Origin of the sequence: Comamonas sp. 7D-2, from assembly GCF_022749555.1 — a bacterium.
GTDB lineage: Bacteria > Pseudomonadota > Gammaproteobacteria > Burkholderiales > Burkholderiaceae_C > Comamonas > Comamonas thiooxydans.
The window spans coordinates 2,772,150-2,786,518 of the sequence record NZ_CP094238.1 but is presented as its reverse complement, the minus strand read 5'-3'; the positions used below and the strand labels follow the sequence as shown (position 1 = coordinate 2,786,518).

The following is a 14,369-nucleotide window of genomic DNA, read 5'->3' as shown; positions in this document are numbered from 1 at the left end:
ATTTAGGCACTAGCCACATAGATAATCAGAAATTATTTATTCAACAATCCGTCATAATCAAGATCGCCTGCATTCTTCAAAAATATCAAGACCAGGATTATAAATTTCAGACTTTACGCTCATTAATCCCAGAACTGAATGGAAATAATTATCATGGCTTATCCTGGCATCAACGTCTAATAGAGCAGCACATCCCTTATCTTCGAATTTTTCGCGCTTAAATGATTCAGAGAACCAAACGATCCAAGGAATGCGTTTCTGAGCATCGGGCGCCAAACTATAAGGAAGACCATGGAGGTATATGTTATTTTCTCCCAAAGACTCGCCATGATCTGAGACATACATCATTGCAGTTGGCCTATCTGGATAGGTCTCCTTAATCCAATCAATTGCTTTCGAAATGAAATAATCAGTTTCTCTTATGCTGTTGTCATATGCATTGACTACTTGTTCTCGACTGCAGGTTTGCAGAGCTGAAGATTCACATTCTGGGAAGTAGGTTTTTCTATCTGGTGAAGAACGCTTGTAATAGGCTGGGCCATGGCTGCCCATTTGGTGAACTAAAACAACGGTTCCTTTAGCTTTACCAAGCTTTGGTAAGTTTTCAATTTTCTTTTGGAGATTGTTCAACACTGCTGCATCAAAGCAACCATCATCTCTGCAATTGATGTCACCTTTGATTATCTCTTGATTTTCAGCAGGTATTCTCGCACATACCCCCTTGCACCCTGATTGATTGTCAACCCAAAGCACATCCAGACCTGCCTTTTTTAGAACATCTAATAAATTTTCGTAATTTTCTCGTCGATCAAAGAACTTCTCCCTCGATAAGTGTGAAAACATGCACGGCAGTGACTCTGCGGTGCTCGTTCCACAAGCCCAGGCATTTTTAAATGACAAGATGTCTTTTCGACTTGATAGCAAAGGTGTGGTATCTCTTGAATAGCCATTCAACCCCAAATGATCTGAACGAGCGGTTTCTCCGACTACAAGAAATACTATAGGGTCTACAGCCCCTTCAATGTATGCTCCTTCTCCTATTTTTACCAAATCTTTTGATTTCCTCTTCTGGGAATCGTCAATTTTCTTGAAGACCGCATATAGTCCATTGTATGGGTTAATCAAATAGCGAATCTCCTTATGGTTCCTCATGGTTGAGGAGAACGCCTGAAAAGAAACGATTAGGCTTACCACTGCTATTGAAATCCCCAGGAGAGCAAGCATCAAACGCTGCAATATCAGTTTGCCAAAAGTAGATTTTGAGAAATTTCTGCGCCATATAAACCACAATGGAGGTAGCGACAGCAGCAAAATCACAAAAATCATCTGCAAATTAATCAAATCAGAGGCTTCTTTGAAGTCTGTTTGCAGCACATTAGTTATCATATTGGAATCAATAACAATCCCGTATGCTTGCATGAAATAGGCAACTGAAGCCGCACTTACGACAAAGATGCTGGCAATTGGCCTTAAAAGCCTCCCCCATCCCAAAACAGAAATCGAAAGAATATTCAAACCAATTAATATAAAAACAAAGGATATTATTAGACTTATATCCGATTCTTCACCTAATTTAGATATTTTCAGCCAAAGATAATAATTAGAAAAAATAGCAATCCATATACTAACTCCAATGATCATGCGTGTTGATTGCATGCCACTAGATAGCAGGAATTCACTTATTTTATTGAAAGTCTTCATTTTACGGAAAGAATTTAATCAAGAACTATTCAGCTTCTCAATGAAACTATTTTTGAATTTACAAAAACCCACAATAGTAGAGATAAAATCTGATCTAAACGATGACATTTAGATTACATTTTTGTCATTTTTTGAGCAAAAAAAAAGCGTGGATCGTGTCACCACGAATCCACGCCAAGAAAATATTACTGATTACCCAGCCATAGCTTGGTTACGAGCATCTCGCTGCGAAGGGGTTTCTTTTGTCAGCTCATCAATAACTTGTTGACGAGTCTTCTCGGGGCCTGTGCTCTTAACCGCAGGGTAATTTCCTGCGCGCATCCGAGTATCCCCACCATCGCGCACTGCATTCGCTGCTTCTGCACGGACTTGGTCACGGGTTTGAGAGCTCTTGAAGTGTCCAGGGTATGCTTTTACACCGGCCTCGTTATTTGTGGGGTGCCAGTACGTATCTGCGACTGCGACGCCAGGCATTGCCAGAACGGTTGCCATTGCGGCTGCGGCGGTGAGAGATGCAAAAATTTTACGGTGAGCCATTTAATACTCCTTAAGTGAATTGATTTTCTTCTCCATCTAAGAAAGTGGTCTATTCAGAGAAGATGGGTCAAGTGTAGAAAATACCCACCGACAGATTGCCAACAGGAATGTGACAATGTTGTCATATTAAGTATTGTTACAAGAAAAAAGCCATGGCCTTAGAGGCCATGGCTTTTACGAGGCGAGTAGAACTACTTGTATCAGGCTGGCTTTTCCTCAGTAGAAGCTAACACCTGCTCATCCTCCGTCTCGGAGAGATCCTTGCGGTGTATCAAGCTATAGAGCAATGGCAACACGAGAAGGGTCAGCAAAGTCGACGACAGGATCCCGCCGATCACCACTGTGGCCAAGGGGCGCTGAACTTCTGCGCCTGTGCCCGTGGCGATGGCCATCGGAACAAAGCCTAGCGATGCAACCAACGCGGTCATCAGAACAGGCCGCAGTCGGGTCAAAGCGCCTTCAGTGACTGCTTCATACAGGCGTTTGCCTTCTTCGCGCAGCGATCGGATGTAGGCAATCATCACCAAGCCATTGAGCACAGCCACGCCTGACAGTGCGATAAACCCGATCGCAGCCGAAATGGATAAAGGAATACCGCGCATCCAGAGCGCCAAGATGCCACCTGTCAGCGCAAACGGAATGCCCGTGAACACGATGAGACCATCACGAACATTGCCGAACATTGCAAACAGCAAGACAAAGACCATCAGCAATGCTGCCGGCACAACAATCGTCAAGCGTTTTCTAGCCGACTCGAGGTTCTCGAAGGTTCCGCCCCATCGGGTCCAGTAGCCGGCAGGCAGTTGCAGCGATTCGAGGCGTTGTTGTGCTTCTGTGACGAAAGATCCAATATCACGTCCGCGCACGTTGGCACTCACCACGATGCGGCGCTTACCATCCTCTCGGCTCACCTGGTTAGGGCCTGGTGCGATATCAAAACTAGCCACGGCCGAAAGCGGAACAAAACCAAGTCGGCCATCCGTACCGCGTGGAAGCGCGATAGGTAGGCGTCCTATCGCTTCCATGTCATTGCGCACTTCGTCCGGCAAACGAACCTGAATGTCGAACCGCTTGTCTCCTTCAAAAACTGTGCCGGCTTCACGACCGCCCAGTGCCGTACTGATGGTGTCTTGCACGTCACCCATGTTCAAACCATAGCGCGAGGCCTTCTCACGGTCGATTTTCACGGTGAGCATTGGCAAGCCTGTGGTCTGTTCGACCTTGACTTCAGAGGCTCCAGAAATTTGCTGCAACATGCCTGCGACGGCTTGTGCGTTCTTCTCCAGCACAGTCATGTCGTCGCCAAAAATCTTTACAGCGACATCACTACGCACACCCGATATCAACTCATTGAAGCGCAGTTGAATAGGTTGAGAGAACTCGAAATTGTTGCCTGGAACTCGATCTGCGGCTGCCTGAATTGCTGCCAACAAATCGTCTCGTGTACGTGCCGGATCCGGCCATTCGGACTGCGGCTTAAGCATGATGTAGCCGTCCGAGATGTTCGGTGGCATCGGGTCAGAGGCAATCTCCGCGGTACCTGTACGAGCAAATACCCTGTCGATCTCAGGAAACTCTTTCTTCAAGGTTTTCTCGATCTGCATTTGCATCTCAAGGGACTGGGTCAGGCTGGTTCCTGGAATCCGCAGAGCCTGAATGGCGAAGTCGCCCTCGTTGAGGTTTGGTGCAAATTCACTACCAAGACGCGTTGCCAGCAGCAGGCTTAACACCACCGCCACACCAGCGGCAGTCAGAACAACTGCAGGAGCTCTCATGACGCGATGAAGGGCTGGTGCATAAACGCGACGCGCCCAAACCATGAGGCGATTTTCCTTCTCCGCAACCTTGTTGCCCATGAAAAGAGCAATCGCCGCAGGAATGAAGGTAATGGACAGCAGCATTGCGCCAGCAAGCGCGATCACCACAGTCAGCGCCATGGGATGGAACATCTTGCCCTCTACACCTGTGAGCGCAAAGATTGGCAAATAGACCACCATGATGATCAATTGTCCAAACAACAATGGCCGACGCGCTTCCTTGGCTGCAGCAAATACTTCGTGGAAGCGTTCACTGCGCGTCAAAGAGCGTCCGCGTGCTTCTTGCGCGTGGGCAAGACGACGCACGCAGTTCTCCACAATGACCACCGCGCCATCAATGATGATGCCGAAGTCAAGAGCGCCCAGACTCATCAAGTTGGCACTGACTTTGTATTGCACCATGCCAGTAAAGGTGAACAGCATGGACAATGGAATGATCAGCGCTGTAATCAGGGCCGCGCGGAGGTTGCCTAGGAAAAGGAAGAGGATGACAACAACTAAAGCCGCACCTTCCACCAAATTCTTCTTGACCGTTGCGATAGCTTTATCGACGAGGTTTGTGCGATCGTAGACCGTGATCGCTTTCACGCCTTCAGGAAGACTGCGGTTAATCTGCTCCATGCGTGCAGCCACAGCCTGCGAGACCACACGGCTGTTCTCCCCGATCAGCATGAAGACCGTGCCAAGCACGACCTCTCGGCCGTTATCCGTGGCAGCTCCAGTGCGAAGCTCACGACCCAAGCCAACCTCTGCCAAATCACGAATACGTATGGGCTGGCCTTGAGCCGAACCCACGATCACTTCTCGAATGTCAGCAATGCCAGAGACTTGACCTGGGGCACGGATCAAATACTGTTCACCTTGACGCTCAATGTATCCAGCTCCCACATTGGTATTGTTGCGTTCCAACGCAGCAACCAGGTCAGCAAGAGTGAAACCATAGGACGCCAGCTGTTCTGGGCGAGGCGAAACCAGATACTCTTTCGCGAAGCCGCCAATAGAGTTGATTTCAGTGACACCTGGCACATTACGCAGTTGCGGTTTGATCACCCAGTCCTGTATCTCGCGCAGATCCATAGGTGTGTAAGGCGTTCCATCTGCCTTCTTTGCACCATCCTCGGCCTCAACGGTCCAAAGATAGATCTCACCCAAACCTGTAGAGATAGGTCCCAGCGTGGGAGTGACACCAGCGGGAAGATTATCACGGGCCTGTTGGATACGTTCGTTGACTAACTGGCGAGCAAAGTAGATGTCAGTGCCATCTTTAAACACTACTGTCACTTGCGACAGGCCGTAGCGCGACAGCGAGCGAGTCTGTTCCAGATTGGGCAAGCCGGCCATCACCGTTTCAATTGGGTAAGTGACTCGCTGCTCGGTCTCAAGCGGCGAGTAGCCGCTGGCCTGCGTATTGATCTGTACCTGAACATTGGTAATGTCAGGTACAGCATCAATAGCGAGGCGTTGATAGTTGTATACGCCAATAGCCGCTAGGGCCAGAACGGCAACCATGACCAGCCAGCGCTGCTCAATGGCAAATCGGATAATTCGTTCGAACATTTGCAGCCCTTGCTTAGTGTGCGTGCTCGGCTGTAGCCTTGCCCAGTTCGGCCTTAAGCATGAAGCTGCCTTCAGTCACATAGGACTGGCCGGACTTCAGCCCTTCAAGAATTTCTGTTGTCTGGGGGTCCGAGCGACCAACGCGCACGGGCTGAGCTCGGAAGCCCCCCTTGACGGGCACAAACACAACACTGTTTTGGCCGTCCAGACGCTGGATAGCACTGGAAGCTACCGCTACTGGCACTTGTTGCGAAGAGGCAGTCAACTCCACATTGACGAATAGACCTGGGCGCCACGCGCCTTCAGGATTCTCTAGAGTGATTCGAGCAGGAGCAGTACGTGTTTCCTGACCAATCAGAGCACCCACGTAAGCAACCACCCCAGTCGCAGACGACGAGAATGCTGTCGCCTTGACAGTTGCTTTTTCCCCAACCTTCACGGCGGGCAAGTCAGATGCTGCAACCCTCATTTCAGCCCAAACGGAACGCAAGTCTGAGATTGTGAAAACTTGGGTAGTGTCCTGAACAGCTTCACCGACGGCGAGATGCTTCTCGACGATCACTCCGTCAAAAGGAGCCCTTAGTTCAAATCGGTTTAGTGCACCGCCTCCGCCTCCGGCGCCGTTAGCCGCCAATTTTTGTTGAGCATTTGAAACGGCAATTTCTGCCTCGCGCAGTGTCTGCCGAGCCTGCAAGTAATCCTGTTCAGCCGATACCTTCTCCTCCCACAGCTTTTGCTCTCTGGCATAGCTTGTACGCGCCAGTGCTAAGCGTTGGCTAGCGGCTTGAAGTTCACTTCGTTGCTCAGAAACAGCCGCACTGCTCAACACAGCCAGCAACTGCCCCTTCTTTACAACCTGGCCGAGATTGGCGGGTACCGAGTCGACGACGCCAGGGACTCGAGGGACAACGTGAGCCGTTTTGTCTTCGTTGAAGCGTATTTCCCCCGGAAGTTGCAGTACTGAGCGAACAGTTGCAGAGCCGACCTCTGCGGTTCGAATGCCTGCAGCCTGCATACGCTGCGAATCCATTTGGATAAGACCTTCATCGTCATCATGAGCACCTTCGGCGCTTTTCTTCTCTGCAGACTTGGCTCCGTCGTTTTGCTCTTTTTCATCATGGTGCTCACCATCTGCGTGCCCTTTTTCATCTTTGTGATCACCGCTTTGCTTCTCGCCGTGATGTTCTGTGTCTGCGTGGCTAGCGGCTTCTGAGTGCCCCTGACCTCCGGCACCTTTAGCACTGCTGCTGTCCGGACCACTGCGAAGAATTAGTGCAGCAGAAAGAGCGCCAACTACTAGGATTGCAGCAATTGCAATCTGAGTGCGCCGAGTCCCAAATGGAGATGATTTTGTATCGTTCATGTTGATGATCTGTGCAAAAAACTTACTCGTCTGTTGTGCCCAACAAGCGTTCGATATCGGCCGAAGCACGATGTGTGGCCATTAACTGGTCCAGGTATTGACTACGTACATCAAACAAAGAGCGTTGCGCGTCAAGTACGTCCAGATAGCCGAATTTCCCTAGCGCAAAGCCTTTGCTTGCCGCCTCATAGGCGACTTGTGCAGTCGGCAGCACGCGTTCAGACAGTTGGATAGCTTGTTTACGACTTGCCTCTAGCGTCTCTCGCGCCGCATAAAGTTGAGACTGAAGTTCCAACCGGGTAGCTAGCAAGCGCTCTTCAGCTTGGTCAGCCAGGCGGAGGGCTTGCAACTGATTTCCTCGATTGGTATCGAGCACAGGCAAGGGAATGGAGACGCCGACTACGAGTTGATTGCCGGTCTCTTGAGCGCGCTTCATACCTAGACTCATCGTTGGGTCAGGAATTCGCTTTGCGCGCTCCAGATCTGCGGTCGCCCGGCTCTGTTCAACAGTGAAGCGAGCTTGCTGAATGGAAGGCGACTGTTCCAAGCGGCTTTGAAGAGACCCAATTTCCGGAACAGGAGGTAACGCGTCAAGTTTGCCTTGCGCATCACCAAATACAGGGCCTCCTTCTCCGATAAGGGCCTGTAATTGTTGACGAGCCACTCGTTTTGCGGCCTGAGCTTGAGCTTGCTCCAGTTCAGCACTGGACTCAGCTACGCTGGCCCGGTTGGCCTCTAGGGGCGCTGCCTTGCCCGCTGCTACACGCTTTGATGCGGCCTCACGCGCGCTTCGTGCGATGTCAAGAGTCTGTCCTGCGAGGACCTCACGCTGCTGTGCCACTAACAACCCGAAGAATGCGAGTCGGACATCTGCGACAAGGTTAGCTTTGGCGGCATCCAGTTCCGCTTCAGCCACATCTCGGCCACGTGCTGCAGCACGCATGCGAGCATCGCGCTTGCCGCCGATTTCCAGCATTTGGGTCCATTGCACTGTAGAGGTGCGCTTATCCCTGCTGGTATCTTCTTGTGAATACGATAGCGCTGGGTTAGGCCTCGCCTTACTTTGCAGAACAGCTCCATCGCTGGCCTCAAGACCGCGCTGGGCAGCTCGTAAACGGGGGTGTTGGTCGATAGCGCGTGCGACTGCCGTGTCAAGAGTCAGCGGTGCCAGAGACGCCTTATTGGCAGGATTGTCCTGCGCTATGCCTGCCACGCCAGTTAAAGCCAAACTGGTGAACAACAACGCATGACGCAACGCACAAGCTGCTCGGCCAGCGCGATGAGACGACGAAGAAATCATTGTTAAAACTCCTACCCGTGCAATCGAAAGTCTGCCGGGCGTTACTTTGCCCAAGTGAGGAATAGAAAGCGGGTGGGCGCTGCCACTCTAATAAAGTGCTCCCCTCACCATCCTGACAGCCGGATGACAAATTTGTCATTTTCAAAATGCGTGCACCTATCTCAGAATAGTCAGCATGAAAATCCTGGTTGTAGAAGATGAGATCAAGCTCGCCGATTACCTAAACAAGGGTCTGGCGGAGGAGGGCTTCACTGTGGATGTAGCCCATAACGGTATTGACGGTCTGCACCTGGCCAGTGAAATGGACTACGACCTGATCGTGCTTGACGGCATGCTTCCGGGCATCGATGGCCTAGCCGTGCTAGCTGCGCTGAGGCAAACGAAGCAAACACCTGTACTGATGTTGACTGCTCGTGGCCAAGTGGAGGATCGTGTCAAGGGACTGCAGTGTGGCGCCGATGACTATCTCGTGAAGCCATTTGCGTTTTCTGAACTGGTCGCACGCCTGCATGTGCTATTGCGGCGCAGTGGCCCCAGTGTGGCCCAAGCCGCCCCGGAAGCGACAACTCTGCGCTTGTCTGACCTAGAGTTAGACCTGATTCGTCGTAGGGCTACACGGGCGGGCCAAAGAATCGAGCTTACGGCCAAAGAGTTCAATTTGCTAAGCCTTCTATTGCGCCGTCAAGGGGAGGTTCTATCAAGAACAGAGTTGGCATCTCAGGTTTGGGATATGAATTTCGACAGTGAAACCAACGTGGTAGAGGTCGCTGTCCGGCGGCTGCGACTAAAGCTTGATCAGCCTTTTGAGCATCATCTCCTCCACACCGTCCGTGGCATGGGCTATGTGCTCGAATCTCGCACAACATGAGCAAGACCGCTGCACCACATTTAGCTCGACGTTTAGCCCGCGCCTTAGCACTGCAAACCATTGTCGGCCTCGGTTTTGTATGCATTGCTGTCTATTTTGTGATCTCCGTCACGCTGTCGGAACGTCAGCAAGACACCTTAGATCACAAGAAAACAGCAATCGAGCACCTGTTAAGCGAGAGCCGAGGGGTTCACTCCCCAGAGGCCTTGAACCACATGCTTAACGACTTCGTCACGGGGCATGACGAACTGTCTTTACGCCTGGTGCCAACCTCCGGTAAAAGCGCATTTGAACTTTTGCGCCAACCTGAAGATGACGACCGGGTTGCAGTTCGCAAATTTTCAGTGGAAGTTCCGACAGTTAACGACGGCCTGCAGCCAATGCAAGCGGTCCTGTTGCTAGACCGTAGACCAGATGACCGACTGCTTAATCGTCTGGCCTGGACCCTGGGCATTGCCGCCGTGGCGGGTGCATTGCTGGTCTCATTTGCGAGCACATGGCTTGTTCGCATAGGACTCAAGCCTTTACGCCTACTGGTGGATCAAACGCGAAGCCTTTCTGCGCAAGACTTGCATCGCCGTTTAGATGATAGCCATCAACCTCAAGAATTAAGACCATTGATCGCACAGTTCAATGCATTGCTTGACCGACTGGCCATCGCCTATCAACAAATGGAGGCGTTCAATGCTGACGTGGCACACGAACTAAACACACCGTTGACCACCTTGATCAGTAGTTGCGAGTTGGCGCTTCGTAAACCGCGTAGTGCTGTTGAACTACAGGACATCTTGGCCTCCAACCTAGAGGATCTACAGCGCATGGCTGGAATCGTGGCAGACATGCTGTTTCTGTCACACGCAGACCGCGGTACTGAAGCGCGGCGATCCGCCAAAGTGAGTCTTGCAGAGCTTGCCTCAGAAGTGGCCGAGTTCCATGAGGCAGTACTTCAAGAAGCGCACCTTCAAGTTCTAATCGATGGAGATGCAAGTGTTGCTGTGGATGCGCGTTTGGTTCGCCGTGCACTATCCAATCTTTTAGGCAACGCTTCACGCTATGCAGAACCCGGATCAACGATCACTATCGAGATCTCCCAAAGCGTAGTGGAGACACCAGATGGCAAACGTGACAACGTTAGCATTGCGGTGATCAACCGAGGAGCGGAGATCGATCCCATCCATCTGCCACGCCTGTTTGATCGGTTCTATCGTGCTGATGCGTCCCGCGCACATGCAAATCTCAATCACGGCTTGGGATTGGCCATCGTTGCAGCTATCGCACGGATGCACGGCGGTACCACTTTTGCAATCTCTTCAAGCGGGATCACCAAAATTGGGATTTCCTTACCTGAATCACCTATTGCATCGCCCGATACCTTTAAATCTCCTTCATGAGAGTGCCCCTAGGCAGGTAGACATACCTGGTCAGCCCTTTTGAGCATAGGAGGCATTCCATGAGTGCACAGCGGTTTACGCCGGAATTTAAGAGGGAGGCGGTCATGCAAGTCACGGAGAAGGGGCTCTCGGTGGCTGAAGGTATAAATAGGTTTCGATAGCCTCCTGAATCTCCGGAATGAGTCCATCGCTTATCTTCGAGTAGGCATAGGACTGTGCGTATGACTAGGCATACAGAGACGATTGAGGAGATTCCCCGGGACCAGCGTTGGTCCGCTGCCGAGAAGGCTGCCTTTGTTCGCAAAACGTATGAGCCGAGCATGAGCGCCTCGCTTCTGCCCCGCTAGGAGGGCGCGTCGGCGAGCTTTCTATTCAGTTGGCGGCGGCTGGATCGCGAAGGCTCGCTGGTGGCCGTGAGTGCCGGCGAAGTGGTTGTGGCGGCTTCGAAGCTACCGGCAGCTCGCGCCGACATCGCCAAGCTGCAACGTGTGTAGGGGGACCTAGGAGAACGAGATCCTCAAGGAAGCCGTGGAGCTCGCCGCAGAAAAAAGTGGATTGCGCGCTCGCCCTTGTTGCCTGTGAACGACCAATGACGTCGGTCTGCTCGGTGCAGGGCGTGTCGCGCTCGATTCTGCATGTGCGGCATCACCGCTCTGGCCACTGGCAGGACAGCCGCAGAAGCCGAACTCCAACCCCGGATGAGCTCTTGCTGGCCGACCTGCGGCGCCACATTGCCGAGGCTATCGCCGCGGCGGTGCGCTGCTCGATCGAGAGAGGCGATCGCAAGGGCAACAGGCGCCGAACCAAAAGCGCGCATCCACTGGGCCATGGCGCAGCATCGACTGGTGTTGGCCAAAGAGCCCAAGCGGCGGCATTCGAGCCGCATTCACGCTGGTCACGTCAGTGTGCCGATGAGCAACATGCGCAGGTGCTCTGACGGCTTTGAGATCAAGTGCGATTCGGGGGGCAGTCACAGCCTCCTTCGCAAAGGACTGCTACGACAGAGAGATGTAAGCGCACGGCAAACCCATGTTGACCGCAGATGGCTACCATGGCTGACGATCAGATGTCGGTGGGCTGCCAGCGGTGCGGCAAGAGCTCGTCGATACGGCTGGCCTTGTGCGTGGGCAGCCTGGTGAGCACGTCCTGTAGGTAGGCATAGGGGTCATGCCCGTTCATGCGTGCCGACTGCACCAGACTCATCACCGCCGCCGCACGCTGGCCCGCGCGCAGGCTGCCGGCGAACAGCCAGTTGTTGCGTCCAATGGCAATCGGCCGGATCTGGTTTTCGATCCAGTTGTTGTCCACGGGCAGTTGCCCGTCATCAACGAAGCGCGTCAGTGCAGTCCAGCGCCGCAGGCTGTAATCCAGGGCCCTGGCAGTCGCCGAGCTGTCTGGCAGCTTTTGCCGCTGCAATGTCATCCACTGGTGTAACGCATCCAGGATCGGCTTGGTGTGCTGCTGACGAATGGCTTTGCGTTGATCGGCGTTCAGCTCCTTGACCTCGCGCTCGATGTCGTAAACCTTGGCGAACTGCTCCAGCGCGAACCCGGCAAGCTGGCTTTTGTTCGCCGCATGCAAGTCAAAGAATTTGCGCCGGGCGTGCGCCAGGCAGCCCACCTCGGTCACACCGTTGGCGATCGTGGCTTTGTAACCAGCAAAGTCGTCGCAGACCAGTGCCCCCTTCCAATCGCCCAGGAAGTGGCGCGCATGCTCGCCCGCTCTTGACTCGCAGAAGTCGTACACCACGGCCTTCATGTCTTCGAAGGCGCCTGGTGCGTAAGCCCACAGGTAAGCCCGGTGGGTGCTGCCTTTGCCAGGCTTGAGCATTTGCACCGGCGTCTCGTCGGCGTGCAGCACGCTGCGGCTGAGTATCTCCGCCTTGAGCGCATCGACCAGCGGTTGCAGTCGCACGCCACAGGTGCCCACCCACTGCGCCAGGGTGGAGCGAGGCAGGCCCAAGCCTGCGCGAGCAAAGATGGCTTCCTGACGGTACAGGGGCAGGTGGTCGGCGTACTTGGCCACCAGCACCTGGGCCAGCAGGCCCGCAGTCGGGATGCCCTTGTCGATCACATGCGCCTCGACCGGCACCTGGGTGATGGTCTCGCACTTGGCGCAGGCCCACTTGCCACGGATGTGGCGCTCCACCGTGAACACGCCGGGCACATAGTCCAGCTTTTCGGCCACGTCTTCACCGATGCGCTTCATCGCACAACCACAGGCGCAGGTAGTCAACTCAGGCTCGTGGCGGATCTCGCGCCGCGGCAGGTTGGCCGGCAGCGGCTGGCGCTTGGGTTGTTGTTTGGCTTGGGGCGCTGGCGCAGGCGGCTGCAGTTGCTCGATCTCGACGGCGACCGCTGCCAGGTCGGCCTCGATCTCGTCTTCAAGCAGGCTGCGCTGCTCGGCGTTGAAGCGCTCGGACTGGGCCGCGAACTTCATGCGCTTCAAGAGCGCGTTCTCGTGGGTGAGCTTGGCGTTGAGCGCCTGGCTGTGCTTGAGTTCGGTTTGGTGGCGGGCGATTTGCGCGTCCTTGTCGCTCACGTGGCCCATGAGGCTGGCAACCATCTCGCGCAGTTGCTCTGCGCTGAGATTGTTCAGGGATTGTTGCTGCACCACCATGGCAGCCAGTGTGCCAAGGAAGGCCCTGCGCTGCCATGCGCAGATCCACCGATTGCGCGCCGGCTTCAGACCATGGTGATAATGCCGGCGTTTCCCATGCGTTGCCAGGGCAGGCCCAGCACCAGGGCGTCAAGCTGGACAGGCTCCAACTGCCACTGCTCATTGCCTGGCGCCGGCCAGACGAACTTCCCCTGGTGCAGGCGGCGAGCGGCCAGCCAGATGCCGATGCCGTCGTGCACCAGCACCTTGATGCGGTTGGCGCGTCTGTTGGCGAACAGGTAGGCGTGATGAGGGTGGGCAGCACCGAACACGCTGACCACCCGGGCCAGCGCCGTGTCGGTGCCGGCGCGCATGTCCAGCGGGGCCGTGGCAAGCCAGGCAGCGTCGATACGGATCATTGCCGCAGCACCTGGAGCAAACCCTGCAATGCGCGGGAACACTCGCCAGCAGCGGCCACCGGCCAATTGACCGTCACGAGGGTGCCGTGATGACAGCACTCGATGCGGATGTCTGATGAGGGAGTTGCCGATGCAGCACTTGGGGCAGCTTGCGCACCCGCTGGCTGAGGCCCCATCGCCGGCGAGCCCAGCGTCATCGCGATGAAGGCGGGCACGGTGCTGGCATGAGGCAGATGCGCCGGGGCACGAACAGGCTGTGCATTGGCCATTGGCTCAGCCGCTGCATCGTCGCAGTGCGGGGCGATGCCGGACGCCACAGCATGCGCGGTATCGCAGGTGGGCTGGTGAAGGCCCAGACGATGCTCCTTGAGCCAGCGATGCAGCACATTGGCATTCATGCCATGTTCACGTGCTGTGGCGGCAATTGATGCGCCGGGCTGCTGGCACGCGGCGATCAGTTCAACCTTGAATTGCGCGCTGTAGACCCGGCGTGTGCGGGGGACACGGGAGCGCGAGTTGGGGATCTCTTGAGACATGGTGTGCACGATGGTTTACGTGGACACGATGGTGCTTGCAATTGCTCATTCGGGGTAGATGGGGTGGCCGGACGGATACAGAGAGATCCTGGTCTGGCGAGCTTGGGAGGGAGAGGGACTTGCGGGAGAGCCTGTGCCCCACAGGCTGGTCAGGAGTTGTAGTTGCAGTGACTTAGGATCGAGTTAACGCTCTACTGTCGATGCAGGATTCACCTTCATCAGTCTTTCCACTCCGCACAACAAGGTTCGTAGGCTAAAAAATCCAGGCGTCGTCGCGCGCAG

10 protein-coding genes and 1 pseudogene are annotated in these 14,369 nt (G+C 54.2%); 3 read left to right on the top strand and 8 right to left on the bottom strand.

What is annotated here, in order from left to right; genetic code table 11:
- Positions 1 to 57: 57 nt before the first annotated feature.
- From MPZ60_RS12765 to MPZ60_RS12745, 5 genes are all read right to left on the bottom strand, one after another.
- Positions 58 to 1,656, bottom strand: a complete 1,599-nt coding sequence (locus MPZ60_RS12765) for a phosphoethanolamine transferase (protein ID WP_242881681.1) — start codon at positions 1,654 to 1,656, stop codon at positions 58 to 60.
- 237 nt (positions 1,657 to 1,893) lie between these two features.
- Complete coding sequence (locus MPZ60_RS12760; protein ID WP_019042316.1) at positions 1,894 to 2,238, bottom strand: DUF4148 domain-containing protein; 345 nt, start codon at positions 2,236 to 2,238, stop codon at positions 1,894 to 1,896.
- Between the two features lie 200 nt (positions 2,239 to 2,438).
- Positions 2,439 to 5,612 carry an efflux RND transporter permease subunit gene (locus tag MPZ60_RS12755; protein ID WP_019042317.1) on the bottom strand — a complete coding sequence of 1,058 codons (3,174 nt, stop codon included), beginning with the start codon at positions 5,610 to 5,612 and terminating at the stop codon, positions 2,439 to 2,441.
- 13 nt (positions 5,613 to 5,625) lie between these two features.
- Positions 5,626 to 6,975 carry an efflux RND transporter periplasmic adaptor subunit gene (locus tag MPZ60_RS12750; protein WP_029158349.1) on the bottom strand — a complete coding sequence of 450 codons (1,350 nt, stop codon included), beginning with the start codon at positions 6,973 to 6,975 and terminating at the stop codon, positions 5,626 to 5,628.
- Between the two features lie 22 nt (positions 6,976 to 6,997).
- A complete protein-coding gene (locus tag MPZ60_RS12745) occupies positions 6,998 to 8,275 on the bottom strand; it encodes a TolC family protein (protein WP_019042320.1) in 1,278 nt (425 codons plus the stop codon).
- Between the two features lie 175 nt (positions 8,276 to 8,450).
- Between MPZ60_RS12745 and MPZ60_RS12740 the strand changes: the two genes are divergently transcribed.
- The 3 genes and pseudogenes from MPZ60_RS12740 to MPZ60_RS12730 form a co-directional block, all read left to right on the top strand.
- Positions 8,451 to 9,143: a heavy metal response regulator transcription factor gene (locus MPZ60_RS12740; RefSeq protein WP_019042321.1), complete on the top strand. Its 693-nt coding sequence runs from the start codon at positions 8,451 to 8,453 to the stop codon at positions 9,141 to 9,143.
- Positions 9,140 to 10,534: a heavy metal sensor histidine kinase gene (locus tag MPZ60_RS12735; protein WP_019042322.1), complete on the top strand. Its 1,395-nt coding sequence runs from the start codon at positions 9,140 to 9,142 to the stop codon at positions 10,532 to 10,534. The genes MPZ60_RS12740 and MPZ60_RS12735 overlap by 4 nt, the downstream gene beginning before the upstream one ends.
- A 221-nt stretch (positions 10,535 to 10,755) precedes the next feature.
- Positions 10,756 to 11,545: pseudogene (locus MPZ60_RS12730) on the top strand (transposase); the annotation flags it as partial.
- A gap of 51 nt (positions 11,546 to 11,596) precedes the next feature.
- Here the strand turns inward: MPZ60_RS12730 and MPZ60_RS12725 are convergent.
- From MPZ60_RS12725 to MPZ60_RS12715, 3 genes are all read right to left on the bottom strand, one after another.
- Positions 11,597 to 13,153 (bottom strand): IS66 family transposase, encoded by a 1,557-nt coding sequence (locus tag MPZ60_RS12725; RefSeq protein WP_242881682.1) that lies wholly within the window; start codon positions 13,151 to 13,153, stop codon positions 11,597 to 11,599.
- A gap of 65 nt (positions 13,154 to 13,218) precedes the next feature.
- The gene (tnpB, locus tag MPZ60_RS12720) at positions 13,219 to 13,551 is read right to left on the bottom strand and encodes an IS66 family insertion sequence element accessory protein TnpB (protein ID WP_157667094.1); all 333 of its coding nucleotides are present in this window, start codon (positions 13,549 to 13,551) and stop codon (positions 13,219 to 13,221) included.
- A complete protein-coding gene (locus MPZ60_RS12715; RefSeq protein ID WP_087743482.1) occupies positions 13,548 to 14,087 on the bottom strand; it encodes a transposase in 540 nt (179 codons plus the stop codon). Before MPZ60_RS12715 ends, tnpB begins: the two co-directional genes overlap by 4 nt.
- Positions 14,088 to 14,369 lie beyond the last annotated feature (282 nt).

Bases quoted from the DNA above. Each gene is read 5' to 3' on its own strand.
- tnpB (WP_157667094.1), bottom strand. From the start codon at position 13,551: ATGATCCGTATCGACGCTGCCTGGCTTGCCACGGCCCCGCTGGACATG.
- MPZ60_RS12765 (WP_242881681.1), bottom strand. From the start codon at position 1,656: ATGCAATCAACACGCATGATCATTGGAGTTAGTATATGGATTGCTATT.
- MPZ60_RS12715 (WP_087743482.1), bottom strand. From the start codon at position 14,087: ATGTCTCAAGAGATCCCCAACTCGCGCTCCCGTGTCCCCCGCACACGC.
- MPZ60_RS12760 (WP_019042316.1), bottom strand. From the start codon at position 2,238: ATGGCTCACCGTAAAATTTTTGCATCTCTCACCGCCGCAGCCGCAATG.
- MPZ60_RS12735 (WP_019042322.1), top strand. From the start codon at position 9,140: ATGAGCAAGACCGCTGCACCACATTTAGCTCGACGTTTAGCCCGCGCC.
- MPZ60_RS12755 (WP_019042317.1), bottom strand. From the start codon at position 5,612: ATGTTCGAACGAATTATCCGATTTGCCATTGAGCAGCGCTGGCTGGTC.
- MPZ60_RS12740 (WP_019042321.1), top strand. From the start codon at position 8,451: ATGAAAATCCTGGTTGTAGAAGATGAGATCAAGCTCGCCGATTACCTA.
- MPZ60_RS12745 (WP_019042320.1), bottom strand. From the start codon at position 8,275: ATGATTTCTTCGTCGTCTCATCGCGCTGGCCGAGCAGCTTGTGCGTTG.
- MPZ60_RS12750 (WP_029158349.1), bottom strand. From the start codon at position 6,975: ATGAACGATACAAAATCATCTCCATTTGGGACTCGGCGCACTCAGATT.
- MPZ60_RS12725 (WP_242881682.1), bottom strand. From the start codon at position 13,153: ATGGTGGTGCAGCAACAATCCCTGAACAATCTCAGCGCAGAGCAACTG.